Source organism: Luteibacter aegosomatis, from assembly GCF_023078455.1.
GTDB classification, from domain to species: domain Bacteria; phylum Pseudomonadota; class Gammaproteobacteria; order Xanthomonadales; family Rhodanobacteraceae; genus Luteibacter; species Luteibacter aegosomatis.
The window spans coordinates 306,375-330,550 of record NZ_CP095740.1; the positions used below are offsets into that span (position 1 = coordinate 306,375).

Sequence of the window (24,176 nt, forward strand, 5' to 3'; positions counted from 1 at the left end):
GGCGACATGAGGTATTTCCGATCAATCGTGGTTGATCGATCCGACCTTGCTGAGCATGTAGCGCTCGGGGCCGATGTCCTTGATGACGCTGAACTGGGTTTCCAGCCAGTCGACGTGTTCTTCCTCCTGGCCGAGGATGAACTTGAAGAGATCGCGGCTCACGAAGTCGTGGATGCCTTCGCTGTAGGCGATGGCTTCGCGCAGGTCCGTCATGGCGATCATTTCGAGGTCGAGGTCGCCCTGCAGGCATTCGACCACGTTTTCGCCGATGCGCAGCTTGCCCAGGTGCTGGAGGTTCGGCAGGCCGTCGAGGAAGAGGATGCGCTCGATCAGCTTGTCGGCGTGCTTCATCTCTTCGATGGATTCCTCGTACTCGTGCTTGGCGAGCTCGTTGTAGCCCCAGTCCTTGAACATCCGGTAATGGAGGAAGTACTGGTTGATGGCGGCCAGCTCGTTGTAGAGCACCTTGTTGAGGTATTCGATGACCTTCGCGTCGCCCTTCATCGTGGGATCTCCCTGGTAAGCAGGGTGCGACTATACGTCGCCCGAAAAGGCGGTGACGTAACGCGAATGAAGACGGTTTGCGTCCGCGCGGCGCGGCGCCGTCAGGCCGGGGTCGGCAGGAAGGTGAGACCCGCGTGCGTCGCGACGGCGTCGCGCAGGCACTGTCGGGCCTCCGTTTCGCAGGCGCCGCAGCAATCGGAACAGCCGGTGCGGGCCTGGAGCTCGGCGAACGAGTTCACGCCCTCGGCCGCGGCGCGGCGGATGGCGTGGTCGGTGACGGCATTGCACATGCAGATGTACATGGCGCGCATTCGAACGCGAATGCGAACGATTGTCAACTGCGCAAATGTGAACGGGGCGGTCAGCCGCTCTCGGCGGCCCGGCGCAAGGCTTCGCCCTGCTGCGGGCAGAGGCCCACCTCGACCCGGCAGACCGTCTCCACGGTGGGCGCGAACTGGCGCAGGGCGCGTTCATAGACCTGGCGCTTGAAGTTCACCACGTGGTGCGCGGGGTACCAGAAATCGACCCAGCGCCAGAGGTCGAACTCGGGCTTCTCGCAGGCGTCGAGCCTCAGGGCCTCTTCGGTACAGACCATGCGCAGCAGGAACCAGACCTGCTTCTGGCCGATGCAGGTGGGGCGCTGGTGGTGGCGCACGAAGCGGCTGGGCAGGCGGTAGCGCAGCCAGCCGCGGGTCTCGGCCAGCACCTCCACGTGGTGCGCCTTGAGGCCGGTTTCTTCCTCCAGCTCACGATACATGGCCTCGAGCGGGGTCTCGTCGCTGCGCATGCCCCCCTGTGGGAACTGCCAACCGTCGCGGTTGACGCGGCGCGCCCAGAACAGGCGCCCGTCCCCGTTGAGGAGGACGATACCCACGTTCGGTCGATAGCCATCTGCGTCGATCATCCGCCCTCCGTAAACCCTGCCACGCAAAACGAAAAACCTTGCGCGGGTGGGCTGATTCAACCACAGCGCCGGAAGCAGGGGCAAGGCGAGGCTTGAACGTAAGGTCAACCGCGATTAAACTGCCCGGCCTTGCGCTCCCCACCGGGGCGCAACGACCAGGTTTTCGGCTAGGTAGCTCAGCTGGTCAGAGCGCGGCACTCATAATGCTGAGGTCGGCGGTTCGAGCCCGCCTCTAGCCACCATGTCATCGAAGAAGCCGCATCCCCCGGGGTGCGGCTTTTTTCATCCCGTTTCGGGAAGTGGCTCCTCGGTGCGCGCGAACGCCGATGCGTCGAGCACGGCGCGCGCCAGTTCCACGACGTTGTTGACGCGAAGCTTGGCCATCAGGTTGGCCCTATGCAGTTCGACCGTCTTGGGGCTGATGTTCAATTCCCCGGCGATCACCTTGTTGAGCTTGCCGCTCATGATGCCGTCGAGCACCTGGGACTCCCGGCGGGTGAGGCTCAGGTCGGGGCGGAGCATGGCGAAACTGCTCGCCACGGGCTCCTCGGCGGTGGGTTCGTCCTCGACGATGGGTGCCAGGAAAATGGCCTGGTAGGCGTTCGGGGGCAGGTCGATCGTCTGCCGCGTGACCCGGTATCGGCGGGCGCCGTCCAGGCGAAGTTCCTCGCCGGACGGGCCCTGCACCAGGTGCGCGGCGAGCCAGTCGGGCAGGTCCATTCGCAGGTCGGCGGCGAATTCGCGGCGGAAGGCCTCGTTGGCCATGACGGCCGGGCAGCCGTCGCGGGGACAGACGATGCAGGGCCACGGCAAGGTGGCGAACACTTCTTCAGCCAGTCCGCGCGTGGGCGGACCGTCGAGCGACTCACGACCAAGGCACATCGATGGCCTCCTGGCGGACGCGTTGGTTTGCCTGGGCGGCCCCCTTCGCCGCCGCGGAAGTTTCCACTGCAACCGTTTCTCGCAAAAAAGTCCACCGCGACGCATGAAATTGCGAACCAGGTCGTGAAGAAAGCCGTGTCGGCTACAATCGGCCGATGCGTATCTTCAAGACCTTCAACATCGAAGCGGCCCACCGCTTGCCGAATGTGCCCGAGGGGCACAAATGCGCGCGCCTGCACGGACACTCCTTCCGCGTCGAACTCCACGTGGAGGGGCCCGTCGACCCCGTTCTTGGCTGGGTGATGGACTTCGGCGACCTCAAGGCGCGGTTCAAGCCGCTCTACGAGCGGCTCGACCACCACTACCTCAACGATGTCGAGGGGCTGGAAAACCCCACCAGCGAGACCCTCGCGCGATGGATCTTCGAGCGGCTGCGACCCGACGTGCCGCTGCTGTGCAAGGTGGTGGTGCACGAGACCTGCACGTCGGGGGCGGAATACGCGCCCTGATGGGTCTAGCCGGTGCGACCTAGGCCGATTTTCGGCAAGACGATACCTGCCGTCGCAACAAATTAAGGTTGCTGCCTTGCAGCACCGGGGTCTACACTCCGGCACCTCCCCGTTCCCAGGCGGTCGATCTCGATGTCCCAAGCAAACGGTTACGCCGATTTCGCCCGTTTCGTCGAGCAGGCCGCTGCGGCCCAGGCGCTCGCCTGGCGTGGGATGGAGCGTGTCGCCGACCTGCAACTGCAGGCGATGGAAGGCCACGCCCGCGCGGCCACCGGCCTCATCGCCGATGCGATGCTCGCACCCAATGCCGACACCTTGCGCGCCGTGCTCGCGCGCGGCGAACACCTGCAGCGTGAAGGCGTCGAGCGTGCCGCGACGGCGGCCGAAGACATATTCGACGTGGCCGTGGAAACGGCCACGTCGCTCGGTGAATTGGTGGGTCGGCCCGCCCGGGCCTGATTCCCCGTCGCCGCGGCATCCCAACGACGCGACGCTGCCGTCGCGCCGGCGAGTGGTATTGCCCTTTCCTCGCTTGTCCAGTCGTTTACGCCGCTGGTATACTTTTCCGGATTAAACCGTGGCCCGTTGATCCAAAGCTGGTGCCGCCTCGAGCGAAACCACGGGAGCCTCGCGTTGCTCAACAGCCTTGCAGCCGGTCGTCATCTCGCCAAGCGCATCGTCATCGCGCAGTTGGTGGTAGCCGTGGTCGTAGGGCTCGCTTTCATGCTTCAGGGGCGGCCGGCGGGTCTGGCTGCTTTCGGGGGCGCCCTGATCGTCGCCATCGCCACCGCGCTGCTTGCCGCGCGAGCGTTCGGCGCGCTGGGCGGGGCGGGAGCAACGTTCGCGCGGTTCCTCGTGGGCATGATCCTTCGTTGGATCATCCTCATCGGTGGACTGGCTCTCATCCTGGTTCAATGGAAGCTGCCACCCTTACCCGCCTTGGTGGGCCTGGTGGCGGGCTACGCGGTCAACGTATTTGCATTCAGATTCAAGGGTTGAGGCATGGCGAGCGAACCGCAGGGCGGTCTGACCGAATACATCCAGCACCACCTGAACCACATGACGGTGAATTTCAGCGCCGATCATTTCTGGTTCTGGAACCTCCGTGCCGACTCCATCATCATCTCGTTCGGCCTCGGCGTGGTCTTCTGCCTGTGGTTCTGGCTGTTCGCGCGCAAGGCCACTTCGGGCGTGCCGTCCAAGGGGCAGGCGCTGGTCGAGCTGGCCGTCGAGTTCGTCGACACCCAGGTGAAGGACACCTTCCACGGCGACCGTCGCACGGTCACGCCGCTGGCGCTGTCGATCTTCATGTGGGTGTTCTTCATGAACGCGATGGATCTCCTGCCGGTGGACCTCGCCGGCTGGCTGGTGCAGACCTTCGCCGGCCATGAGGTGGCCCACCACACGTACTTCCGTCTGGTGCCCACCGCCGACATCAACACCACGGTGGGCCTGTCGGTGGCCGTGCTGCTCATCGTCATCGGCCACGGCATCAAGGCCAAGGGTGGCTTCGGCTTCACCAAGGAGCTGATGACCGCGCCCTTCCACGCGGAAAACCCGATCGCCAAACTCGTGCTGGTGATCCCCAACTTCCTTCTCAACGTCGTCGAAACCCTGTCGAAGCCCGTGTCGCTGGCCATGCGACTGTTCGGCAACATGTACGGCGGCGAACTGGTGTTCATGCTGATTGCCGGTCTGATGGTGAGCTGGATCAGCTTCGTGCCTGGCGTCGTGTTCAACACGGCCTGGGCGATCTTCCACATCCTGATCATCGCCCTCCAGGCGTTCATCTTCATGATGCTGACGATCGTCTACATCGCCACGGCGCGGGAACACCACTAACTCACCGCACCGACGTTCCACCCCTTTTCAGTTCGTTTTCTTTTCAACCTTTCGCTCTAGTTATCCCAGGAGATCACCATGGAACTCGCCTCGCTTCTCGCCCACGTGCAGGGCATGACCGCCATCGCCATCGGCGTCATCATCGGCCTCGGCGCGCTGGGTGCCTGTCTCGGCATCGCCATCATGGGCTCGAAGTTCCTCGAGTCGGCCGCCCGTCAGCCGGAGCTGGTCCCGCTGCTGCAGGGCCGCATGTTCCTGCTCGCCGGCCTGATCGACGCGGCGTTCATCATCGGCCTCGCCGTGGCGCTGCTCTTCGCGTTCTCGAACCCGCTGGTCGGCGCGGTCCGCGCCGCCGTCGGCGGCTAAGAAACCGTTCGTTCCGCCGCCGTGACGCCAGGCGTCACGGCGGTCGTCTGTACACAAGCGTTCGGAGTCTTTCGGAGAGATCATGGAAATCAACATGACCTTCCTGGGCCAGATGATCTCTTTTGCGATCCTGGTCTGGTTCACCACCAAATTCATCTGGCCCCAGCTCAACGGTGCCATCGAAGAGCGCCAGAAGAAGGTGGCCGAGGGTCTGGCCGCCGCCGAGCGCGCGCGTGCCGAGCTCAAGGATGCCGACGCCAAGGTCGCCACCGAGATCAAGCAGGCGCGCCAGCAGTCCACCGAGATCATCGATCGCGCACAGGCCCAGGCCAACGCCATCATCGAGAAGGCTCGCGTGGAAGCCACCGAGGAAATCAACCGTCTGAAGGCGCAGGCCCAGGACGAGATCGCCTCCATGGCCCAGCGTGCGCGTGAACAGCTGCGTGAGCAGGTGGGCAAGCTCGCCGTGCAGGGTGCCGAGAAGATCGTGCAGCGTGAAATCGATCCGGCGGCCCACAAGGCGCTGCTCGACCAGCTCGCCGCCGAGATCTGATCATGGCCCAGGCGCTCACCCTCGCCCGTCCCTACGCGCGCGCCGCCTTCGAGGTGGCGCACGCGTCGGGTGCGCTCGCCGACTGGTCGGCGGCGCTCAACTTCGCCGCCGCGATCGCCGCCGACCCCCAGGTCGCCGGCCTCGGCAACGATCCGCGCGTGCTGCCGTCGCAGCTCGTGGCGATCCATCTTCCGCAAGGCATGGCCGCCGATGCACCGTTCGCCCGCTTCCTCGACGAAGTGGCCGAGAACGGCCGCATGGCGCTCCTGCCTGACATCGCCGCGCTCTACGACCAGTACAAGCTGGAGTCCGAGTCGACCCTGAAGGTCAAGGTCACGAGCGCGCTCGATCTCGACGCCGCCCAGGCGGAGCAGCTTCGCGCCTCGCTGAAGCGCCGCTTCAAGCGCGAGATCGAACTGGATACGCACGTCGATCCGACGTTGCTCGGCGGTGTCGTCATCGACACGGGCGAGCAGGTCATCGACGGTTCGGCGCGAGGCCGCCTGCAACGGCTGGCCGGCGCGCTGACGCACTGATACGAGATTCTCATACCACCGGGTGCCGCTAGCGGCGCAACCCAAGGAACCGACCATGTCCAGCACCACTCTCAATCCGTCCGAGATCAGCGAGCTGATCAAGACCCGCATCGAGCAGTTCAAGCTCGGCGCCGAGGCACGCAACGAAGGCACGATCATCAGCGTGTCCGACGGCATCGTGCGCATCCACGGCCTGGCCGACGTGATGCAGGGCGAAATGATCGAGCTGCCGAACAACACCTACGCCCTCGCGCTGAACCTCGAGCGCGATTCGGTCGGCGCGGTGGTGCTCGGTGAATACCAGCACCTGCGCGAAGGCGATACCGCCAAGACCACCGGCCGCATTCTCGAAGTGCCGGTCGGTCCGGGCCTGCTCGGCCGCGTCGTCGACGCGCTGGGTAACCCCATCGACGGCAAGGGCCCGATCGACGCCGCCGGCAGCAGCCCCATCGAAAAGGTGGCTCCGGGCGTGATCTGGCGCCAGTCGGTCGACCAGCCGATGCAGACCGGCTACAAGTCCATCGACTCGATGATCCCGATCGGCCGCGGCCAGCGCGAGCTGATCATCGGCGACCGCCAGACCGGCAAGACCGCCGTGGCGATCGACGCGATCATCAACCAGAAGCACTCGGGCATTAAGTGCATCTACGTCGCCATCGGCCAGAAGCGCAGCTCGATCGCCAACGTGGTGCGCAAGCTCGAAGAGAACGGCGCGCTGGCGAACACCATCGTGGTCGTGGCCTCGGCCTCCGAGGCCGCCGCCCTGCAGTACGTCGCGCCGTATTCCGGCTGCGCCATGGGCGAATACTTCCGCGACCGCGGCGAAGACGCCCTGATCGTCTACGACGACCTCTCCAAGCAGGCCGTCGCCTACCGCCAGATCTCGCTGCTGCTCAAGCGTCCGCCGGGCCGCGAAGCGTATCCTGGCGACGTCTTCTACCTGCACTCGCGCCTGCTCGAGCGCGCCTCGCGCGTGAGCGCCGAGTACGTCGAGAAGATGACCAGCGGCGAAGTGAAGGGCAAGACCGGCTCGCTCACCGCGCTGCCGATCATCGAAACCCAGGCGGGCGACGTCTCGGCCTTCGTGCCGACCAACGTGATCTCGATCACCGACGGCCAGATCTTCCTGGAAACCGACCTCTTCAACGCGGGCATCCGTCCGCCGGTGAACGCCGGTATCTCGGTGTCGCGCGTCGGTGGCGCCGCCCAGACCAAGATCATCAAGAAGCTGTCGGGCGGCGTGAAGTTGGCCCTCGCGCAGTACCGTGAGTTGGCCGCGTTCGCACAGTTCGCGTCCGACCTCGATGCCGCCACGCGCGCGCAGCTCGACCGCGGCCAGCGCGTCACCGAGCTGATGAAGCAGGCGCAGTACTCGCCGCTGTCGCTCGCAGAGCTGGGCCTGTCGGTGTTCGCCGCCGAGAAGGGCTACCTCGACGACCTGCCGGTGAACAAGGTGCTGCCGTTCGAGAAGGGCCTGCACGCGTTCTTCCGCCAGAACCACGGCGACCTGATGACCAAGATCGACGCCACCGGCGATTGGGACAAGGACATCGAGGCCACCTTCAAGGCCGGTGCCGACGAGTTCAAGAAGACCGGTAGCTGGTAAGCGATACCCACGCGGGGCGGCGCCGCCGCCCCGCAGCGTCACCCTTTACAGACGAGTAAGCCATGGCAAGCGGCCGCGAAATCAAAACCAAGATCAAGAGCACGCAGAACATGCGCAAGGTGACGCGTGCGCTCGAAATGGTCTCGGCGTCGAAGATCCGCAAGGCGCAAGACCTCATGAAGGCCTCGCGCCCGTATGCGCGCCTCATGCGCAAGGTCATCGCGCACGTCGCCCAGGCCAGCACCGACTTCACCCATCCGTTCCTCACCGAGCGTGAAAACGTCTCGCGCGTGGCGTTCATCGTGGTCTCCACCGACCGTGGTCTCGCCGGCGGTCTCAACTCCAACCTGTTCCGTCGCGCGCTGGCCAGCATCCGCGAGTGGCAGGGCAAGGGCGTGGAGATCGACGTGGTGGCGATCGGCCAGAAGGCCGTGCAGTTCTTCCGCCGCATCAAGGGCGTGAACCTCATCGGCACGGCCACCCACCTGGGCGAGAAGCCGAAGCTCGAAGACCTGATCGGCGTGATCAAGGTGGTGCTCGACGCCTATGGCGCGAACAAGCTCGATCGCGTGTTCCTCAGCTACAACGACTTCGTGAACACCATCGTGCAGAAGCCTCGCATCGACGCGCTGCTGCCGCTGTCGCTGGTCGCCAACGAGTTGGAGAACGCCGACGGTGCCGTGTCCGAGGGCGTGAAGGTCGAGCAGACGCACGACTGGGACTACATCTACGAACCGGACGCCCGCACGGTGCTCGAGCACCTGATGACGCGTTACATCGAGTCGGTGGTGTACCAGGCGGCGCTCGAAAACCTCGCCAGCGAACATGCCGCGCGCATGGTCGCCATGAAGGCGGCTTCCGACAACGCCACCAAGGTCATCGGTGAACTGACGCTCAGCTACAACAAGGCGCGTCAGGCCGCGATCACCCAGGAAATCTCGGAAATCGTCGGCGGCGCCGCCGCGGTCTAAACGAACAAGCGAAGGCGACGCGGAAGCGGCGCCGCTACCGAAAACCTTAAGAAGATTCATCCGGAGCACATCCATGAGCCAGGGTAAAGTTGTCCAGATCATCGGCGCGGTCGTCGACGTCGAATTTCCGCGCGACCAGGTGCCGCAGGTCTACGACGCACTGAAGGTCGAAGGCACCGACATCACCCTCGAGGTGCAGCAGCAGCTGGGCGACGGCGTCGTGCGCACCATCGCGCTCGGTTCGACCGATGGCCTGCGCCGCAACCTCGTCGCCAGGAACACCGGCGAAGGCATCAAGGTGCCGGTCGGCAAGGCCACCCTCGGCCGCATCATGGACGTGCTGGGCAATCCCATCGACGAAGCCGGCCCGATCGGCGAGCAGGAACAGTGGGTCATCCACCGCGAAGCCCCGTCGTACGACGACCAGGCGGCCGCCAGCGAGCTGCTCGAGACCGGCATCAAGGTCATCGACCTGATCTGCCCGTTCGCCAAGGGCGGCAAGGTCGGCCTGTTCGGCGGCGCCGGCGTGGGCAAGACCGTGAACATGATGGAGCTCATCAACAACATCGCGAAGGCGCACTCGGGTCTGTCCGTGTTCGCCGGCGTGGGCGAGCGTACCCGCGAGGGCAACGACTTCTACCACGAGATGAAAGACTCCAACGTGCTCGACAAGGTCGCGATGGTGTACGGCCAGATGAACGAGCCGCCGGGCAACCGCCTGCGCGTGGCGCTCACCGGCCTCACCATGGCCGAGTACTTCCGCGACGAGAAGGACGAGACGGGCAAGGGCAAGGACGTTCTGCTCTTCGTCGATAACATCTACCGCTACACGCTGGCCGGTACCGAGGTGTCCGCGCTGCTCGGCCGCATGCCGTCGGCCGTGGGTTACCAGCCGACGCTGGCCGAGGAAATGGGCGTGCTCCAGGAGCGCATCACCTCGACCAAGACCGGTTCGATCACCTCGATCCAGGCCGTGTACGTGCCCGCGGACGATCTTACCGACCCGTCGCCGGCCACCACCTTCGCGCATCTCGATGCCACGGTGACCCTGAGCCGTAACATCGCGTCGCTGGGCATCTACCCGGCCGTGGATCCGCTGGACTCCACCAGCCGCCAGCTCGACCCGGGCGTGATCGGCCAGGAGCACTACGACGTGGCCCGTCGCGTGCAGCAGACCCTGCAGCGCTACAAGGAGCTCAAGGACATCATCGCCATCCTCGGCATGGACGAGCTGTCGCAGGAAGACAAGGAAGCCGTGTCGCGCGCGCGCAAGATCGAGCGTTTCTTCTCGCAGCCGTTCCACGTGGCCGAAGTGTTCACCGGCTCGCCGGGCAAGTACGTGCCGCTGAAGGAAACCATCCGCGGCTTCAAGATGATCGTCGACGGCGACGTGGACTACCTGCCGGAGCAGGCCTTCTACATGGTCGGCGGCATCGACGAGGCGATCAAGAAGGGCGAGGAGATGGGTGCGAAGAAGGCCGCGTAAGCGCCTTTTTCGTCCCCTCCCTTACTTCACGGAACCAAGCCCATGACCCATACCATCCGCGTCGACATCGTCAGCGCCGAAGCCGAGATCTTCTCCGGCGAAGCCACGCTCGTGGTCGCCACCGGTGAGCTTGGCGAGCTGGGCATCGCGCCGCGTCACGCTCCGCTGATCACCCGCCTGAAGCCCGGCCACGTCGACGTGGTGGGCAGCAACGGCGACCGCCAGCAGTTCTACGTCTCCGGCGGCATCCTCGAGGTGCAGCCGCAGGTGGTCACCATCCTCGCCGACACGGCCGCCCGCGCGGCCGATCTCGACGAGGCGGCCGCCCTGAAGGCGAAGGAAGAAGCCGAGGCCGCCCTGGCCAACCGCGGCGAGCAACTCGACGTGGCCGAGGCCCAGGCCAAGCTGGCCGAGGCCCTCGCCCAGCTCCAGGCCCTGGAGCGCATGCGAAAGACGCTCAAGCACTGAGTCCCCCGAAAAACCCCGCTACGGCGGGGTTTTTCATGCCCGGTCGGCGGGGCATGGTGGGAGCGGACCCTGTCCGCGAACGCTCTACCTCACCTATGGCGACTGAGGGTTCGCGGACAGGGTCCGCTCCCACCCGAATTTCCCGCCCCTTCCCACCCAGGGCTGATCGGCTTTCATCTATTCATGATCCCGTGGCCTTCACACTGGGAAGCATGCACGTTCGTTATCGCCGCAGCCTCTGGATCCTCCTGATCGTCGCCGCCGTGCTGGTGGCCGCGCGCGTGGCCCTGCCCTACGTGGTACTCGACCAGCTCAACGGCCGCCTCGCCCGCATGGGGTCGTACACCGGCCACATCGACGACATCGACATCCATCTGTGGCGTGGCGCCTATTCGCTGGATGCGCTGAAGATCGTCAAGGTCGACGGCAAGGTGCCCGTGCCCCTGTTCGAGGCACCGCGTACCGACATCGCTCTGAGCTGGCGTGCCCTGGCCAAGGGGCGCCTGCGCGGCAAGGTCGATTTCTTCCACCCCGTGCTGAACTTCGTCGACGGCCGGGGCGAGGGGGATACGCAGACCGGTAAAGGCGTGGACTGGCGCGAACAACTGCGCGCCATCGTGCCGACCCGCATCGACGAACTGAACGTCGTCGGCGGCACGGTCACGTTCCACAACTTCGTCTCCAGTCCCAAGGTGGACCTGAAGATGACCGACGTCGACGGGCAGGCCACCAACCTCACCAACGTGCAGCGGGAAGGAGGCTCGCGCGTGGCGCACCTGCGCGTCACGGCCAAGGTGCTGGGCGATGCGCCGCTCCAGGCGCGCGCCGAATTCGACCCGCTCGAGCGGCTGGGCGATTTCCGCTACGAACTCACCGTGCGCAACATCAAGCTGGTGAAGGCCAACGACCTGGTGAGGGCGTACTCCGGCCTCGATTTCGCCGGCGGCGAAGGCGACTTCATCATGGAACTGCAGGCCAAGGACCGGCGTCTCGACGGCTACGCCAAGCCGCTGTTCCATGGCCTGAAGATCTTTAGTTGGAAACAGGACGTCGAGCAGGACAAGAAGGGGCCACTCAAGATCGCCTACGAGGCGGTCGCCGAAGGCGTGTCGAAGCTCTTCAAGAACCAGGCAAAGGACCAGTTCGCCACGCGAGTTCCGATCTCCGGAAGCATCGACGACCGCAACATGTCCGCGGGCGAAGCCATCCTCGGCGTACTGCGCAACGCCTTCGTGGAAGCCTACAAGCCCAACCTCGAACACCTGACCGAACGGCCGAAGGACGAGTGACCTGTCCGTCGGTCGACTTGGCATCGGCCCCCGAAACGCGCGACAGTTCGCCCCACGTTTTTCCACGACTCGATCTCCATGACCGCTGAACCGTTGCACGTCCTGATCCTCGCCGCCGGCGAGGGCAAGCGCATGAAGTCGTCCCGCGCCAAGGTGCTGATGCCCCTGGCCGGGCGTCCCTTGCTGGCCCACGTGATCGCCGCGGCTCGCCGGTTGGGCCCGGCGGGCATCCACGTGGTCTACGGCCACAACGGCCAGCAGGTGCGCGATGCCTTCGCCGACGACGACTCGCTGGGCTGGATCGAGCAGACCGAGCGCCTGGGCACCGGCCACGCCGTGCGCACGGCCCTGGAGGCCATGCGGGCGCGGGGGCAGCTCGAAGGGCGCGTCCTGGTGCTCTACGGCGACGTGCCGCTGATCCGCGCCGAAACACTCGGCCGGCTTGCCCATGGGACCGAGGCGCTTGCCATGCTGGCCACCCGCGTGGACGATCCCAAGGGCTATGGCCGCGTCGTGCTCGACGCCGCAGGCAAGGTGCGCCAGATCGTCGAGGAAAAGGACGCCGGCGCGGCGGAAAAGGCCATCGACCTCGTCAACACGGGCATCGTTTGCGGCCAGGCCGAACAGTTGCTGGCCTGGACGAGCCGCCTCGGCAACGCGAACGCACAGGGGGAGTATTACCTCACCGACATCTTCGCCATGGCGTCCGACGAAGGTGCGCCCGCCGCCTGCGTCGATGGGGATCCCGTGGAAGCGTCCGGTGCCAACGATCCCTGGCAGCTCGCCGAACTGGAAGCCTTCCACCGCCAGCGCATGGCGCGCGAACTCGCCCTCGCCGGCGTGCGCATGGCCGATCCCGCGCGCCTGGACGTGCGGGGGACGGTAACGACGGGGCGCGACGTCGAACTCGACGTCGACGTGATCCTCGAGGGCGACGTCGCGCTGGGTGACGAGGTGCGCATCGGCCCGTTCACGCGCGTGCGCAACGCGTCGCTCGCCGCGGGCACCGTGGTGCTCGCGCATTGCGACCTCGACGGCGTGGTCACGCATGGCCCGTGCACCATCGGGCCGTTCGCGCGCCTGCGTCCCGGCACCGACCTGGCCGAGGGCGTGCACATCGGCAACTTCGTGGAAACCAAGAACGCGCGCATCGCCGAGGGCTCCAAGGCCAACCATCTGTCCTATCTCGGCGACGCCGTGATCGGCCGCAAGGTGAACATCGGCGCGGGCACGATCACCTGCAATTACGACGGGGTGAACAAGAGCCGCACCACCATCGGCGACGACGTGTTCGTCGGTTCCAACAGCGCGCTGGTGGCGCCGGTGACGCTGCACGACGGCTCCACCATCGGCGCGGGTTCGGTGATCACGCGCGACGCGCCGGCAGGCGCGCTGACGCTCGCCCGGGCGCGACAGGCCACGATGGAAGGCTGGCATCGGCCGACGAAGAAGTCCTGAAGCATTCGCGGCTAGGGTCCGCTCCCACCCTTTGGTAGCTGACCCGCTACCGGGGGGGGGAGCGGACCCTGTTCGCGACGGGCCTAGCGATAACGCCAGCCGTCGATCTCCACCAGCAGTTCCGATCGGCAGATATCGCCGTGCACCACGATCAAGGGTGCCTCCGGCCATCGCGCGGCCGCGAACGCGCGCACCGCGTCGGCATGTTCCGGATGGCGCACGTAGGCCTTCAGCGGCGCCCTCGCGTCGAAACCCGACGGCATGCCGCCCGCGTCCAACAGCGCATCGAGGTTGCGCGCCGTTTCTTCCAACTGCGCAACGATGTCGCCGACGTGCGCCGACGCATGCCCGACCACGGCGGCGGTACCGGAGATCGCCAGCACGTCATCCTCGGGCAATAGCGTGGCCCGGGCGAAACTGGGCGGCGTGCGACCGTATTGTCGCGGATAACGCCAGGCGCTCACCTGGCGAGGATTTTCCACGCGCGTACCGGGCCGGTCGGTGGCCAGAAGATAAACCTGAAGCCATCCGCCGGTGCCATGGTGGCCGATGGCGGTGGCCGCCGGGAATCCCTGCGCGAAGATCTCCCCCATGCCACGGATGCGACCGGTGCAGAAATGCTTGTAGCGCTCGTCGTCGCCCTCGCCGTCGTTGATCGCGCCCAGGTAGTTCCAGATGCGTTGCACGTGGCATTCGGCGGAAGCCGCGACCAGGCGCGACAAGGCCTCGTACGCATGGGCGGCGGCCTGTTCGAGACCGCCATGGTCGTCCTCGCGAACGTCGATGGCCGCGAACAGCCAGCCGCCGCCACGCGACCAGCGGAGCCCGCCGTCGCGGCCGTGGCGGACGGGCCCGTCGACGAGCCAGACCTCGTCGAGCGACGTGTCGAGGCTGGCGAACGGCACATGGAGCACGCGGGCATCGTCGGGCGACGGCGAGGTCGAAAACCGGAGCAGGGCCAAGGTGCCGTTCCCCGGGGCGTCGCCCGTGGGCCGGTAGCCGATCCGGGGCGAGGGCGGGGCGGAGGTGGGCGCGGGCTCGCGCATGTCACGACCTGGCGGCATCGTGGGTTCCTGACGGTACGAAGCCACATGATAGCTTTCCCGTGTCAGCGTCATGTGGGCATCCGCGTGGGCGCTTCACGTGCCTGAATGCCCGGCGACCGGGGCGTCCAGGCGCCTGTGTTACACTCCGCGGCCGCTGCCATCCGGGGGGAGGCAGGCATATCCAGCACCTGGAAATACCGATGGCAACGCAGACCGCAGCACAGAACGAACTCGCACAACTTATCGTCACCAGCCTCAACCTCGAAACGGTCAAGCCTGAAGACATCGACCCGGACGCCCCGTTGTTCGGCGGCGACCTCGGCCTGGATTCGATCGACGCGCTGGAGATCGCCCTGGCCGTCTCCAAGCGTTACGGCTTCCAGCTGAAGTCGGACAATCCCGACAACCGCACGATCTTCACGAACCTTCGGACGCTGTCCGAGCACATCGAACAGCACCGCGCGGCGGCCTGATCGCCGTTCACGTCGCATTGCGCGCGGCATGGTTTGCTTGCCGGCAAACCCTGTCGCGAAGCCCCGCGCCCTGAGCCCGCCGATGACCGACCCCACGCCCTTCGTCCGCGCCCTGCGCTTCGACGCCGCGCATCCCAGCTTCGCCGGGCATTTTCCCGGTCGCCCCATCGTCGCCGGGGTGCTGCTGCTCGAGGCGGCGGCCGAGGCGCTACGCGAATGGCGTGGACAAGGCGTGGCACAGGTGGCCGATGCCAAGTTCCTCGCCCCCCTGCTACCCGGCGAAGAGGCCTCGTTGGAACTGGACATGGCCGACGACTCCCGCTGCCGCTTCGTCGTGCGGCGCGACGGCGAGGTGCTGGCCCGCGGCACGCTGGAGGCGGCATGAGCCACTGGCGGCAGCGTGAGGGCGGCGGCTGGTTCGCCATCTGGCTGATCCGTTGCATCGCGCTGCGCTTCGGGCGTCGGGTCGCGCGCCTGCTGCTGTATCCCATCGCGGGGTATTTCTTCCTGCGCCGCGCCGACGAGCGGCTTGCCTCGCGGCTCTATCTCGAGCGCGTGCTCGACCGTCCCGTGACCTCGCGCGACGTGTTCCACCACATCCATCTGTTCGCCGCCACGTTGCTCGATCGCCTTTTCTTCCTCGCCCGCGGCGAGCGCGACTTCGTCGTCGAGGTGGAGGGCCTCGCCGAACTCGACCGGCATCTCGACGCCGGCAAGGGCGTGTTCCTGATCGGCTCGCACCAGGGCAGTTTCGAGGCCCTTCGCGCACTCAGCGCGCGCCGTCCCGACGTGGCCTTGCGCGTGGTGCTCGACAAGCAGAAGACCCCGGCGCTCACCGCCGTGCTCGAAGCCCTGGCGCCCGACGTGGGCGACGCCGTGATCGATGCCTCGCGGGGTGGCACCTCGGTAGCCCTGGCGATGGCCGAGGGCGCGTCCCAGGGTGCCATGCTGGCCCTGCTCGCCGACCGCGGGCATCCCGGCGAATCCTCGCGCATCGTGTCGTTCCTCGGCACCCCGGCACCGTTTCCGGTGGGGCCCTGGCTCCTCGCTTCGGCCCTGAAGATTCCGGTGATGGTATGCATGGGCCTGTATCTGGGCGGCAACCGCTACAAGCTGGTCTTCGAGCCTTTCGCCGAGAGCATCGACATACCCCGGGCCGGCCGGGCCGAGGTGCTCGATGCCGTGGTGGCGCGTTACGCGTCCCGGGTAGAGCACTATTGCCGCACGTATCCCTTCAACTGGTTCAATTTCTATGACTTCTGGCAAGAAATGGGCGCTGCTGACGGGCCTGCTGTTTCCGCTCACGTGCCTCGCCACTCCGACGCCTGACGCCGACGACGCCCACGCGCTCGTCGCCACGTTGCGCCGCCCCGCGCCCGCCCGCACGGCGTTCGCCGAAGCGCGCTTCATGCGCGTGCTCGACAAGCCGCTGGTGGTGTCCGGCGAACTGTCGTGGCTCGGCGGCGACCGCCTGGAACGGCGCGTCGACAAGCCCGCGAAGGAAACGGCGACCATCGCCGACGGCGAGGTCACGCAAGCGCGCGAAGGCCGCAAGCCGCGCAGTTTTTCGCTCAAGCGCGCGCCGCAACTGAAACTGTTGCTCGACAGCTTCGTGGCCCTGCTCGGTGGCGATGCGTCGCGACTGGGCGACGCCTTCGACGTATCGCTGGGACGCGACGCGGATCGATGGGCGCTCACGCTCACGCCCCGCGATACGCGGCTGGCCAAGCAGGTCGCCAGCCTCCAGGTCTACGGCAGCGGCGATACGCCGCGATGCTTGCGCATGAACGAGCCCGACGGCGACGTCTCCATCGATCTGCTCGGCGACCTCGCCGCGCACATGCCTGCCGAGCCGACCCGTGAGGGACTGGTCGCCCAGTGCGGCGGCGCGATGTGAGCAGGGGGCGGCTGGCGCTCCTCATCGTGTGGTTGGCGGCGCTGGCCTCGTTGGGCTGGTTCGCGGCGACGCGGCTGCACGTCGGTACCGACCTGCGCAGCTTCATGCCCGCCCCGACCACGCCCGACCAGAAGCTGCTCATGGAGCAAGTAGGTGAAGGCCCTGGCTCCCGCCTGTTGCTCGTCGCCATCGACGGGGGCGACGAAGCGAACAGGGCGGCATTGAGCCGAGGCCTCGCCAGCGCCTTGCGCAAGGACCCGGCCTTCACCCAGGTGGTGAACGGCGACTTCGATCTCGGCATGCTCGACGCCACGTTGCTGCCTTACCGCTACCTGCTCTCGCCCACGTTGGACGACACCGCCTTCGATGAGGGCTTTCTTGCCGACCAGTTGGAACAACGCCTCGACGACCTCGGCTCGCCCGCCGCCTCCCTGCTCAAGGGACTGTTGCCGCGCGACCCGACACTGGAAACGCTGAAGCTCGCCGAACGCTGGACGCCGCCGCACTCGCCCGACGTGCGCGACGGCGTCTGGTTTTCCTCCAAGGGCGAGGCCTTGCTGCTGGCGCAGACGCGCGGGGCGGGTTTCGATCCGGGAGCCCAGGGCGAGGCGATCGACCACCTGCGCAAGGCGTTCGCGGCGCTGCCGGGGAGTGGAAAGTCACGACTGACCCTGAGCGGACCGGGTTATTTCACCGTGGTGGTGAATGCGCAGACCCGCGACCAGGCCGACTGGATCGGGCGCATTTCCACGATCGGTTTCGTCGTGCTCATGCTGCTGGCCTATCGCAGCGTGCGCAGCCTGCTGCTCGGAGCCCTGCCGGTGGCGACCGGTGCGCTCGCCGGTATCGTGGCCCTGCTGGCGATGTTCCCCGAAGTGCATGGCATCACGCTGGCCTTCGGTTTCACGCTGCTCGGTGTCGCACAGGAGTATCCCATTCGCGTGCTCAGCCATCGACGCGCCGGCGAATCGGCCGTGGCGAGCGCGCGTGGCTTGTGGCCGCTGCTCCTGACGGCCATCGCCTCGGCCTGCATCGCCTATCTCGCGTTCTACGCGTCCGGGGTCGGTGGCCTGAAGCAGTTGGCCGTGTTCACCATCGCGGGCCTGCTCGCCGCAGGCTTCAGCACGCGCTACCTGTTGCCTCACCTGCTGCCGGAACGGGCCCGCGACGTCGCCGATACCCCAGGACTGGCCCGCTTTCGCGCATGGCTCGATGCCTTGCCGCGCCCTCGTTGGCTCCCGTTGCCCATCGCCATCGCCGTGGCCGCGATGCTCGTCTTCGCGCCCGGGCCGTTCTGGCAGAACGATCTCTCCGCGCTCACGCCGCTGCCTCGCGACCTGCTCATGACCGACGCGCGTCTGCGCGGCGAACTCGGCGCGCCGGACGTGCGTTACCTGCTGATCGTGGAAGCGCCGACCGCCGACGGCGTGCTCGTCGCATCGAAGCAACTCGAGGCGCCCTTGCGCAAGCTCGTGGACGGCAAGGCCCTCGACGGCTACGAACTGCCTTCGGTTTTTCTGCCCGATCTTTCCACGCAACGCGCCAGGCAGGCGAAGCTGCCCGATCGCGCCACCCTCGATACGGCGTTGTCGGCGGCCCTCGACGGCATGCCGTTCCGCAAGGACCTCTTCACGCCGTTCGAGAACGACGTGGCGGCTGCGCGTGCGTTGCCGCCGCTCACGCCGGAAGCCTTCTCGCGCTCGCCCCTCGGTCAGCGCCTCGCCGCGATGCTGGTGCCGCGAGCCGGTCACTGGGTGGGGCTTTCCACCCTGAGCGGCGTGCGCGATCCGTCCGCCATCGCCGCCGCGCTGCGCGACGCCGGTGGCCAGGCGAGGCTGCTCGACCTGAAGGACGCTTCCGAATCGCTGGTGGCCGCCTATCGCACCCGCATACTGCATGCGGTGCTCGCGGCCACGGCCCTGCTGTTCGTCACCATCACGCTCGCCCTGCGCAGCCTGCGCCGCGCCTGGCACGTGCTGGCGCCGATGACCCTGGCCACGTTCCTGGTGCTCGCCGTGGAGCGCGTGGCGGGCATTCCCGTGTCGCTGTTCCACCTCGTGGCGCTGATCCTCGCCGCCGGGCTGGGGCTTCATTACGCGCTGTTCTTCGAGCGCGACACCGGCGATCCCGCCGAACAGCGGCGCACCCTACACGCCACCGTGGTATGCGTGCTGTCGGCGTTGCTGGTGTTCGGCATGCTGGCCTGGTCGAGCATCCCCGTGCTGCGCGCCATCGGCCTCACCGTGGCTCTGGGCGTAGCCTTCCACTTCTGTCTATCGATCCTCATGGCGCCGCATGCTCGCGAAGACCGACTTCCTTGACCTCGTGCCCCACGCGGGCGACATGTGCCTGCTGGATGGGGTGCTGTCGTTCGACGACGCGGGCATCCACGCGTTCAGCACGAGCCACGTTTCGCCCGCGCATCCGCTGCGTGGCGCACGTGGGTTGCACGCGGTGCACCTGGCCGAGTACGGCGCGCAGGCGATGGCCGTGCATGGCGCGCTGAAGGCGAGGGAAGGCGGTGCCACGGCGCCGCGCCCCGGCATGCTGGTGAGCTTGCGTGGCGTGAAGCTGGCCGTGGAACGCATCGACGATCTGTCCGGTCGTCTCGACGTGCACGCGCAGTGCCTCATCGCCGACGAGTCGGGCGCGCAGTACACGTTCCGTATCGAACACGAGGGGCGGGAAATCGCTTCGGGGCGCGCGGCGGTCATTCATCCGCGCGTCTGATCATCGACCCGGAGGGGTTGCGTGAAAGGGTGACTGATGAGGAGCCTGACCGGCCCCTTCCGGGTCGATGGGGAAAGTTTGCACGGCCCTCGTCTCAGGGCCTGAGACCCTGTCGCCCGAGTACGCCTCTCGTCGCAGGCCGGTGCCTGCGGTGAGGCGCGATGGTTTTCGCGAAAGCTCAGGCCACCCATTCCTCGTACATCGCCCGCCCCGCGTCCTCGCCGACCAGATCCTCCATGCCCTCGAACAACTCCGGGTGATCCGCGCCGGCCCGTTCGACGGTGCATGCCGCCAGCGAACGCATCATCGCCACGTTGTTGCGCAGTCGTTCCGCGAGGGACGCGTCGTCGAGCTGATCGTGCAGCGTGCGGTTCATGTCGGCGAACCAGGTGAGGTCGCGCTGGTCGAGCATCTGGCGTGGATTGCGGTGATCGGAGCACGCGTGCCAGCGCTGGAAGAACGCCTGCATCCGCGTATTCAGCTCCGAGGCGGCGACCATGTCGTCGCCCATGCGGGCGATGAACGCGCCGTCCCCGAGGCGATTCTGGAACACGATCTGGCAGAGCACGCCCCAGTAATACGCGTAGTCCCAGATCACCTTGATCGGCAGCACTTCCGGGTCGCCGAACAGGTTGTATTGCCCGCGGTACATGCGCAACGTGCTCTCGTAGAACGTGAGGAACAGCCGTTCGTACTGCCGCGCATGCGGGGCGATGGACACGCCCCGGCGGTCGTGCCCGACCAGCAGCGTGATGTAGGTGTTGGCGATGGCGATGAAGTCGCTGCCCGGCGAATAGAACGGATCGAGGAACGCGCCGGCCTCGCCCGTGAGCGCCCAGCGATGCGCCGAGAACATGCGCGAGCAGCCGTAGGAGTAGTTGCGGAAAAAGGCGAAGTCCAGCAGCTTGTCCTGGTGTTTCTCGACCTCGCGGGCCACGACCGGCTGATGCTTGCGCAGCCAGTCGAGGGCGAGGTCGAACGTCTTCATGGTCTCCAGCGGATGCATGGCCGCGTCGGCCACGATGCCCACCGAATGCGCGCCGGACGAGAGGGGAATCAGCCACACCCAGTACCCCGGCCCCACGAGGTGGTTGGTGGAACGCCAGCGCTCGGGCGGGTGGCAACGGCCTTTCCACTCGGCGTCGTCGCACCAGCCGTCGATGGCGAGGCGTTCGTCGATGCGGAACCACACGGCATTGGCGTGGTGGCCGTTGTCGAGGGTGAGGTCGAGCTTGCGCCGGATGAGGCCGGCGCGGCCGGACGCATCGATGAGCCAGCGTGCCCGCAGTACGTGTTCGCCGTCGGCATCGGCGTAGCGCACGGCGTGCAACGCGTCGTCGGTGGCGATATCGAAGCCGCGCACCGTCACGCCTTCGCGAAAATCGATGCCGCGCCGGCGGGCTTCCTCGCCCATGTAGTTTTCCAGGATGCCGCGGTCGATCTGGTAGCTCGGCGTGGGCAGCACCGCGCTGACGCCCAGTTCGGTGATGTCGGCCAGGTCGTCGCGGCCGTCCGAGAAGAAGAACCGGAAGCCGAACTTGCGGATGTGCGCCTGCTCGAGGTGGTCGCGCAGGCCCAGCGTGTCGGCGAAGTAGTGCGCGGCGATCTCCACCGTGGATTCGCCCACCTTGTGGGCCGCGTCGGGCAGGGGGCGCTTCTGGCGTTCGAGCACCACGACGTCGATGTCGGGGTATTCGCGCTTGAGCTGCATGGCGAGCGACAGGCCGGCGAGCCCTCCGCCCATGATGATGGCCTCGTGCGTCGTGCTTTCCATGCGTGCGGTCCCCCGGCGTGGATGGTCAGTGCGCGATGATGGTTGGCGTGGCGCGCGAGCGCCGGTAACTGGCTAGGATGCTGCCGTAGTGGATCAGGCGGCCAATGGTATACGTGGTGATGCGGGTCACGTCACGCACCGGCTTGAAATGACTCAGGCGGAAATTGCCTTGGTAGCGCGACGCGATGGGCACGGAGACCACGTCGATCCCCCGTTCGCGGCAGGCCGTGATGAGCAGGGCGGCCTCGAAGACGAAGTGTTCGGCGGGCAGGTCGACCAGGTCGAGCACGGCGCGCGGATACAGGCGCTGGCCGCTCTGCGTATCGGCGATGGGGCAGGCGCAGGCCCATGAAATGCCCCAGTCGGCGACCGCGTTCGCCCGGCGCCGGCCCGTGGGCTGCTGCTCGCGGTTGAGCAGGCGTGCACCGATCACGATGCGGCCGGGGTAGAGGCGGCTGGCTTCGAGGATGGCCGGGATGTCCGATGCCAGGTGCTGGCCGTCGCCGTCCATCGTCACCACGCTGTCGTAGCCGATGCGCAGCGCTTCACGAAACCCCGTGCGCAGCGCTTCACCCTTGCCGCGGCGGTGGGCATGGCGCAACAGCGTGACCGGCAGGGCGGCCACGATCTCCGGCGTGCGGTCGTCGGAGCCGTCGTCCACCACGATGACGGGCAGGCCGAGTGCCAGCGCATCGGCCACCACCCCGCCTATCGCCCGTTCCTCGTTGAGGCAGGGAATCAGTACGCAGCACGAGCCGTTGGCCGGATTCATGCGGCGAAGGCCAGGTCGACGTGGAGATCGAGCCCGCGCGCCGCGCCTATGCGCAGCGCGGTGGATCGGGTACGGGCCAGCGCCGTCATCAGCGGCAACCCGTGGGCGCTGGGGTTGCTCGCCACGATGGCGTCGAACCATTCGTCGCCGCTGGCTTCCATACCGCTGTTGCCGGGTTCCGGCGAGATGCGCAGGCAGGCGGCCGCGCCCTCGGGGCGCGGCGACAGCACCAGTGCCGAGGCGAAGGGACCGGTGCTGCTGGTCATCTCGCCGAGCGGGCCGGTGCCGGCGATGTCGTAGCTCGCCAGCAGCACGTCGCATTCGTCGGCGACGGCCAGTGCGGCGGCTTCCAGCAGTGCGGCGCCGAACGAGGTTTCGCCGCCGGATATGGCACTGGACGACGCATGGCACCGCGTGGCGATGGTCCAGTAGCCCGCGGGCGCGTTGTGTACGGAATTGTGGAACCGCGTAGGCGACAGTTCGGTGGGCGCCGTCGCGAGCGTTTCGCACATGTAGTCGGTGATCGCCTGGTCGCCATGCGCCGAGGCGAACACACAGGGCAGGGTGGCGGCATCGAGACCGCTCATGCGCACGGCCTGGCCCGCTGCGGCGGCGGCCAGCAGGACGCTCTCGGGTGCGCGGCGGCGTTCGTTCGGCGGCAGCATGTCGGCCACGGGCCGCTCCGTCGAACCGGGGGACGCGGCGCCGCGCGCCACGTCGACGAAGGCGTGCCAGTCGGCGGCGCCCGGCGCCCACAGGCCGATGCCCTTGACCCACACGGTCAGTGCCGGGCTCATGGGGCGGCTCCCGCGTGGGCGAACGCCAGGCAGGCGTTGTTGCCGCCGAAGCCGAACGAATTGCTCAGTGCGATGCGAATGTCGGCGTGCTCGGCTTGCCAGGCGAATTGCGGTCCGCAGCCCGGGTCGGGCGACACGGCGCCGAGGTTGGCGGGCACCAGCGAATCGCGCATGGCCAGCAGCGTGATCGCGGCTTCCAGGACGCCGGCGGCACCCAGCGTGTGCCCGGTGAAGCCCTTCGTGGAACTGGCCCGCGTCGACGCGGGAAACGTCCGCGCGACCAGGGCGGCTTCCACTTCGTCGTTCTTCTGGCTCGCGGTACCGTGGAGGTTGATGTAATCCACGTCTTCGGGCGCGAGTCCCGCGCGCGCCAGCGCATCGCGCAGCGCGAGTTCGGCGCCGAGCCCGTCCGGATGCGGGGTGGACATGTGGTGCGCGTCGCTGGCCTCGCCGTAGCCGACGAACAGGGGCGCGTCGTCGCCTTCTTGCACGCGCTCGAGCAGGGCGAAGCCGGCGGCCTCTCCGAGCGAGATGCCCTGGCGCTCGGCGTCGAAGGGGCGGCAGGGTTCGGGCGAGACCAGTTCCAGCGAATTGAAACCGAACAGCACGCTGTCGCAGAGCGTATCGGTACCGCCGACGATCGCGGCGTCGACCAGGCCCAGGCGGATCATCCGCTCGGCGTTCGCGAACACCTTCGCGCTCGACGAGCATGCCGTGGCGACGGTGAGGCACGGGCCTTCGAGATCGAAGTACGCCGCGACGAAGCCGGCGAGCGAATGCGGCGAGTGCAGCGCCGGACGGTGCAGGTCGGCCGGCATGCGCCCCTGCTCCCGTCGGCGATAACCTTCCTCGGTGGCACCGATGCTCGAGGTGGACGTCCCCAGGAGCACGGCCACGCGCGACGCGCCGTAGCGTGCGCGTGCGTCACGCACGGCCTCGGCGAATCCGTCCTGCTGCAAGGCGATCCAGGCCAGGCGATTGTTGCGGCAGTCCCACTCGGCCCATTCGCCCGGCAGGGGGGAATCTTCCAGCCCGCTCACGCGACCGATCCAGCAGGCCAGCGGCTTGCTGCTGACATCGTTGGGCGTGAGGCCGCCGCGTGAGGCGGCGAGGGCGTCGGCATGGGCGGCGAGGCCGCGACCGAGCGTCGAGGTAGCGGTGTAGGCCCGGACGGCCAGGGGAGGCATGGGATGAGGCATGCGGCGAGCCTATCCTTTTTGCTGGCTTGCGTGGCGTGAATGGCGGTTTCCGGTTCAGCGATTGCATGGCGTCGCGCGGAACGACAGACTCGGGTTTTCATGCACACCTGCGAA

Annotated in this window: 28 protein-coding genes and 1 tRNA gene; 20 read left to right on the forward strand and 9 right to left on the reverse strand. The window is 67.1% G+C overall.

Features of this window, described 5'->3' with window-relative positions:
- Positions 1–21: 21 nt before the first annotated feature.
- The 3 genes from bfr to L2Y94_RS01310 all read right to left on the reverse strand — a co-directional run bounded on the left by bfr (position 22) and on the right by L2Y94_RS01310 (position 1,408).
- A complete protein-coding gene (gene bfr / locus L2Y94_RS01300; RefSeq protein WP_144912735.1) occupies positions 22–504 on the reverse strand; it encodes a bacterioferritin in 483 nt (160 codons plus the stop codon).
- A gap of 101 nt (positions 505–605) precedes the next feature.
- Positions 606–815 carry a (2Fe-2S)-binding protein gene (locus L2Y94_RS01305; protein WP_425602422.1) on the reverse strand — a complete coding sequence of 70 codons (210 nt, stop codon included), beginning with the start codon at positions 813–815 and terminating at the stop codon, positions 606–608.
- A gap of 50 nt (positions 816–865) precedes the next feature.
- Positions 866–1,408 carry an RNA pyrophosphohydrolase gene (locus L2Y94_RS01310; RefSeq protein ID WP_144912740.1) on the reverse strand — a complete coding sequence of 181 codons (543 nt, stop codon included), beginning with the start codon at positions 1,406–1,408 and terminating at the stop codon, positions 866–868.
- A gap of 165 nt (positions 1,409–1,573) precedes the next feature.
- On the opposite strand from L2Y94_RS01310, the gene L2Y94_RS01315 reads away from it, so the two are divergent.
- Positions 1,574–1,650: transfer RNA gene (locus tag L2Y94_RS01315), tRNA-Met, on the forward strand.
- A 40-nt stretch (positions 1,651–1,690) separates the two neighbouring features.
- On the opposite strand, the gene L2Y94_RS21295 is transcribed toward L2Y94_RS01315, so the two are convergent.
- Entirely contained in the window at positions 1,691–2,290 is a 600-nt protein-coding gene (locus L2Y94_RS21295; protein ID WP_283248517.1) for a LuxR C-terminal-related transcriptional regulator, read from the reverse strand.
- 155 nt (positions 2,291–2,445) lie between these two features.
- Between L2Y94_RS21295 and queD the strand changes: the two genes are divergently transcribed.
- From queD to glmU, 13 genes are all read left to right on the forward strand, one after another.
- Positions 2,446–2,799 carry a 6-carboxytetrahydropterin synthase QueD gene (gene queD / locus L2Y94_RS01325; RefSeq protein WP_247372481.1) on the forward strand — a complete coding sequence of 118 codons (354 nt, stop codon included), beginning with the start codon at positions 2,446–2,448 and terminating at the stop codon, positions 2,797–2,799.
- Between the two features lie 132 nt (positions 2,800–2,931).
- Positions 2,932–3,258, forward strand: a complete 327-nt coding sequence (locus L2Y94_RS01330) for a phasin family protein (RefSeq protein ID WP_247372484.1) — start codon at positions 2,932–2,934, stop codon at positions 3,256–3,258.
- A gap of 174 nt (positions 3,259–3,432) precedes the next feature.
- Positions 3,433–3,798: an ATP synthase subunit I gene (locus L2Y94_RS01335; RefSeq protein ID WP_247372487.1), complete on the forward strand. Its 366-nt coding sequence runs from the start codon at positions 3,433–3,435 to the stop codon at positions 3,796–3,798.
- Positions 3,799–3,801: 3 nt separating this feature from the next.
- Entirely contained in the window at positions 3,802–4,641 is an 840-nt protein-coding gene (gene atpB / locus L2Y94_RS01340; protein WP_144912752.1) for a F0F1 ATP synthase subunit A, read from the forward strand.
- Positions 4,642–4,719: 78 nt separating this feature from the next.
- On the forward strand, positions 4,720–5,007 hold the full coding sequence (atpE, locus tag L2Y94_RS01345) for a F0F1 ATP synthase subunit C (RefSeq protein ID WP_166946139.1): 288 nt from the start codon (positions 4,720–4,722) through the stop codon (positions 5,005–5,007).
- Between the two features lie 82 nt (positions 5,008–5,089).
- Entirely contained in the window at positions 5,090–5,560 is a 471-nt protein-coding gene (locus tag L2Y94_RS01350; protein WP_144912758.1) for a F0F1 ATP synthase subunit B, read from the forward strand.
- Positions 5,561–5,562: 2 nt separating this feature from the next.
- Positions 5,563–6,096, forward strand: a complete 534-nt coding sequence (locus L2Y94_RS01355; RefSeq protein ID WP_247372490.1) for a F0F1 ATP synthase subunit delta — start codon at positions 5,563–5,565, stop codon at positions 6,094–6,096.
- 55 nt (positions 6,097–6,151) lie between these two features.
- Positions 6,152–7,702, forward strand: coding sequence for a F0F1 ATP synthase subunit alpha (atpA, locus tag L2Y94_RS01360; RefSeq protein ID WP_247372492.1), 1,551 nt, complete (start codon positions 6,152–6,154; stop codon positions 7,700–7,702).
- Positions 7,703–7,764: 62 nt separating this feature from the next.
- Positions 7,765–8,673 (forward strand): F0F1 ATP synthase subunit gamma, encoded by a 909-nt coding sequence (gene atpG / locus L2Y94_RS01365; RefSeq protein ID WP_247372494.1) that lies wholly within the window; start codon positions 7,765–7,767, stop codon positions 8,671–8,673.
- Between the two features lie 73 nt (positions 8,674–8,746).
- Positions 8,747–10,159, forward strand: coding sequence for a F0F1 ATP synthase subunit beta (atpD, locus tag L2Y94_RS01370; protein WP_247372496.1), 1,413 nt, complete (start codon positions 8,747–8,749; stop codon positions 10,157–10,159).
- Between the two features lie 42 nt (positions 10,160–10,201).
- Positions 10,202–10,627: a F0F1 ATP synthase subunit epsilon gene (locus L2Y94_RS01375; RefSeq protein ID WP_144912770.1), complete on the forward strand. Its 426-nt coding sequence runs from the start codon at positions 10,202–10,204 to the stop codon at positions 10,625–10,627.
- Between the two features lie 212 nt (positions 10,628–10,839).
- Positions 10,840–11,916 (forward strand): DUF748 domain-containing protein, encoded by a 1,077-nt coding sequence (locus L2Y94_RS01380; protein ID WP_247372498.1) that lies wholly within the window; start codon positions 10,840–10,842, stop codon positions 11,914–11,916.
- Between the two features lie 78 nt (positions 11,917–11,994).
- Complete coding sequence (glmU, locus tag L2Y94_RS01385; RefSeq protein ID WP_247372500.1) at positions 11,995–13,374, forward strand: bifunctional UDP-N-acetylglucosamine diphosphorylase/glucosamine-1-phosphate N-acetyltransferase GlmU; 1,380 nt, start codon at positions 11,995–11,997, stop codon at positions 13,372–13,374.
- Positions 13,375–13,457: 83 nt separating this feature from the next.
- On the opposite strand, the gene L2Y94_RS01390 is transcribed toward glmU, so the two are convergent.
- Positions 13,458–14,438 carry a chorismate transformation FkbO/Hyg5 family protein gene (locus L2Y94_RS01390; protein ID WP_247372502.1) on the reverse strand — a complete coding sequence of 327 codons (981 nt, stop codon included), beginning with the start codon at positions 14,436–14,438 and terminating at the stop codon, positions 13,458–13,460.
- A gap of 182 nt (positions 14,439–14,620) precedes the next feature.
- Between L2Y94_RS01390 and L2Y94_RS01395 the strand changes: the two genes are divergently transcribed.
- The 6 genes from L2Y94_RS01395 to L2Y94_RS01420 all read left to right on the forward strand — a co-directional run bounded on the left by L2Y94_RS01395 (position 14,621) and on the right by L2Y94_RS01420 (position 19,520).
- Positions 14,621–14,893 (forward strand): phosphopantetheine-binding protein, encoded by a 273-nt coding sequence (locus tag L2Y94_RS01395; protein ID WP_247372503.1) that lies wholly within the window; start codon positions 14,621–14,623, stop codon positions 14,891–14,893.
- A gap of 82 nt (positions 14,894–14,975) precedes the next feature.
- Positions 14,976–15,278 carry an ApeI family dehydratase gene (locus L2Y94_RS01400; protein WP_247372505.1) on the forward strand — a complete coding sequence of 101 codons (303 nt, stop codon included), beginning with the start codon at positions 14,976–14,978 and terminating at the stop codon, positions 15,276–15,278.
- Positions 15,275–16,222 (forward strand): lysophospholipid acyltransferase family protein, encoded by a 948-nt coding sequence (locus tag L2Y94_RS01405; protein ID WP_247372507.1) that lies wholly within the window; start codon positions 15,275–15,277, stop codon positions 16,220–16,222. Before L2Y94_RS01400 ends, L2Y94_RS01405 begins: the two co-directional genes overlap by 4 nt.
- Complete coding sequence (locus L2Y94_RS01410) at positions 16,146–16,790, forward strand: outer membrane lipoprotein carrier protein LolA (RefSeq protein ID WP_247372508.1); 645 nt, start codon at positions 16,146–16,148, stop codon at positions 16,788–16,790. Before L2Y94_RS01405 ends, L2Y94_RS01410 begins: the two co-directional genes overlap by 77 nt.
- On the forward strand, positions 16,787–19,111 hold the full coding sequence (locus L2Y94_RS01415; protein WP_247372510.1) for an MMPL family transporter: 2,325 nt from the start codon (positions 16,787–16,789) through the stop codon (positions 19,109–19,111). The genes L2Y94_RS01410 and L2Y94_RS01415 overlap by 4 nt, the downstream gene beginning before the upstream one ends.
- Complete coding sequence (locus L2Y94_RS01420; RefSeq protein WP_247372512.1) at positions 19,086–19,520, forward strand: hotdog family protein; 435 nt, start codon at positions 19,086–19,088, stop codon at positions 19,518–19,520. Before L2Y94_RS01415 ends, L2Y94_RS01420 begins: the two co-directional genes overlap by 26 nt.
- Before the next feature lie 178 nt (positions 19,521–19,698).
- On the opposite strand, the gene L2Y94_RS01425 is transcribed toward L2Y94_RS01420, so the two are convergent.
- Genes L2Y94_RS01425 through L2Y94_RS01440 form a run of 4 tightly spaced genes read right to left on the reverse strand, consistent with a single transcriptional unit; the run spans position 19,699 to position 24,062 of the window.
- On the reverse strand, positions 19,699–21,294 hold the full coding sequence (locus tag L2Y94_RS01425) for an NAD(P)/FAD-dependent oxidoreductase (protein ID WP_247372515.1): 1,596 nt from the start codon (positions 21,292–21,294) through the stop codon (positions 19,699–19,701).
- Between the two features lie 25 nt (positions 21,295–21,319).
- Positions 21,320–22,066, reverse strand: coding sequence for a glycosyltransferase family 2 protein (locus L2Y94_RS01430; RefSeq protein ID WP_247372517.1), 747 nt, complete (start codon positions 22,064–22,066; stop codon positions 21,320–21,322).
- Positions 22,063–22,863 (reverse strand): beta-ketoacyl synthase chain length factor, encoded by an 801-nt coding sequence (locus tag L2Y94_RS01435; protein ID WP_247372520.1) that lies wholly within the window; start codon positions 22,861–22,863, stop codon positions 22,063–22,065. The genes L2Y94_RS01430 and L2Y94_RS01435 overlap by 4 nt, the downstream gene beginning before the upstream one ends.
- Entirely contained in the window at positions 22,860–24,062 is a 1,203-nt protein-coding gene (locus tag L2Y94_RS01440; protein ID WP_247372523.1) for a beta-ketoacyl-[acyl-carrier-protein] synthase family protein, read from the reverse strand. The genes L2Y94_RS01435 and L2Y94_RS01440 overlap by 4 nt, the downstream gene beginning before the upstream one ends.
- Between the last annotated feature and the right edge of the window lie 114 nt (positions 24,063–24,176).

What these genes read in the sequence shown, in the direction of transcription:
- bfr (WP_144912735.1), bottom strand. Translation starts at nt 504, where the DNA reads ATGAAGGGCGACGCGAAGGTCATCGAATACCTCAACAAGGTGCTCTAC.
- L2Y94_RS01305 (WP_425602422.1), bottom strand. Translation starts at nt 815, where the DNA reads ATGCGCGCCATGTACATCTGCATGTGCAATGCCGTCACCGACCACGCC.
- L2Y94_RS01310 (WP_144912740.1), bottom strand. Translation starts at nt 1,408, where the DNA reads ATGATCGACGCAGATGGCTATCGACCGAACGTGGGTATCGTCCTCCTC.
- L2Y94_RS21295 (WP_283248517.1), bottom strand. Translation starts at nt 2,290, where the DNA reads ATGTGCCTTGGTCGTGAGTCGCTCGACGGTCCGCCCACGCGCGGACTG.
- queD (WP_247372481.1), top strand. Translation starts at nt 2,446, where the DNA reads ATGCGTATCTTCAAGACCTTCAACATCGAAGCGGCCCACCGCTTGCCG.
- L2Y94_RS01330 (WP_247372484.1), top strand. Translation starts at nt 2,932, where the DNA reads ATGTCCCAAGCAAACGGTTACGCCGATTTCGCCCGTTTCGTCGAGCAG.
- atpB (WP_144912752.1), top strand. Translation starts at nt 3,802, where the DNA reads ATGGCGAGCGAACCGCAGGGCGGTCTGACCGAATACATCCAGCACCAC.
- atpE (WP_166946139.1), top strand. Translation starts at nt 4,720, where the DNA reads ATGGAACTCGCCTCGCTTCTCGCCCACGTGCAGGGCATGACCGCCATC.
- L2Y94_RS01350 (WP_144912758.1), top strand. Translation starts at nt 5,090, where the DNA reads ATGGAAATCAACATGACCTTCCTGGGCCAGATGATCTCTTTTGCGATC.
- L2Y94_RS01355 (WP_247372490.1), top strand. Translation starts at nt 5,563, where the DNA reads ATGGCCCAGGCGCTCACCCTCGCCCGTCCCTACGCGCGCGCCGCCTTC.
- atpA (WP_247372492.1), top strand. Translation starts at nt 6,152, where the DNA reads ATGTCCAGCACCACTCTCAATCCGTCCGAGATCAGCGAGCTGATCAAG.
- atpG (WP_247372494.1), top strand. Translation starts at nt 7,765, where the DNA reads ATGGCAAGCGGCCGCGAAATCAAAACCAAGATCAAGAGCACGCAGAAC.
- atpD (WP_247372496.1), top strand. Translation starts at nt 8,747, where the DNA reads ATGAGCCAGGGTAAAGTTGTCCAGATCATCGGCGCGGTCGTCGACGTC.
- L2Y94_RS01375 (WP_144912770.1), top strand. Translation starts at nt 10,202, where the DNA reads ATGACCCATACCATCCGCGTCGACATCGTCAGCGCCGAAGCCGAGATC.
- L2Y94_RS01380 (WP_247372498.1), top strand. Translation starts at nt 10,840, where the DNA reads ATGCACGTTCGTTATCGCCGCAGCCTCTGGATCCTCCTGATCGTCGCC.
- glmU (WP_247372500.1), top strand. Translation starts at nt 11,995, where the DNA reads ATGACCGCTGAACCGTTGCACGTCCTGATCCTCGCCGCCGGCGAGGGC.
- L2Y94_RS01390 (WP_247372502.1), bottom strand. Translation starts at nt 14,438, where the DNA reads ATGCCGCCAGGTCGTGACATGCGCGAGCCCGCGCCCACCTCCGCCCCG.
- L2Y94_RS01395 (WP_247372503.1), top strand. Translation starts at nt 14,621, where the DNA reads ATGGCAACGCAGACCGCAGCACAGAACGAACTCGCACAACTTATCGTC.
- L2Y94_RS01400 (WP_247372505.1), top strand. Translation starts at nt 14,976, where the DNA reads ATGACCGACCCCACGCCCTTCGTCCGCGCCCTGCGCTTCGACGCCGCG.
- L2Y94_RS01405 (WP_247372507.1), top strand. Translation starts at nt 15,275, where the DNA reads ATGAGCCACTGGCGGCAGCGTGAGGGCGGCGGCTGGTTCGCCATCTGG.
- L2Y94_RS01410 (WP_247372508.1), top strand. Translation starts at nt 16,146, where the DNA reads ATGACTTCTGGCAAGAAATGGGCGCTGCTGACGGGCCTGCTGTTTCCG.
- L2Y94_RS01420 (WP_247372512.1), top strand. Translation starts at nt 19,086, where the DNA reads ATGCTCGCGAAGACCGACTTCCTTGACCTCGTGCCCCACGCGGGCGAC.
- L2Y94_RS01425 (WP_247372515.1), bottom strand. Translation starts at nt 21,294, where the DNA reads ATGGAAAGCACGACGCACGAGGCCATCATCATGGGCGGAGGGCTCGCC.
- L2Y94_RS01430 (WP_247372517.1), bottom strand. Translation starts at nt 22,066, where the DNA reads ATGAATCCGGCCAACGGCTCGTGCTGCGTACTGATTCCCTGCCTCAAC.
- L2Y94_RS01435 (WP_247372520.1), bottom strand. Translation starts at nt 22,863, where the DNA reads ATGAGCCCGGCACTGACCGTGTGGGTCAAGGGCATCGGCCTGTGGGCG.
- L2Y94_RS01440 (WP_247372523.1), bottom strand. Translation starts at nt 24,062, where the DNA reads ATGCCTCATCCCATGCCTCCCCTGGCCGTCCGGGCCTACACCGCTACC.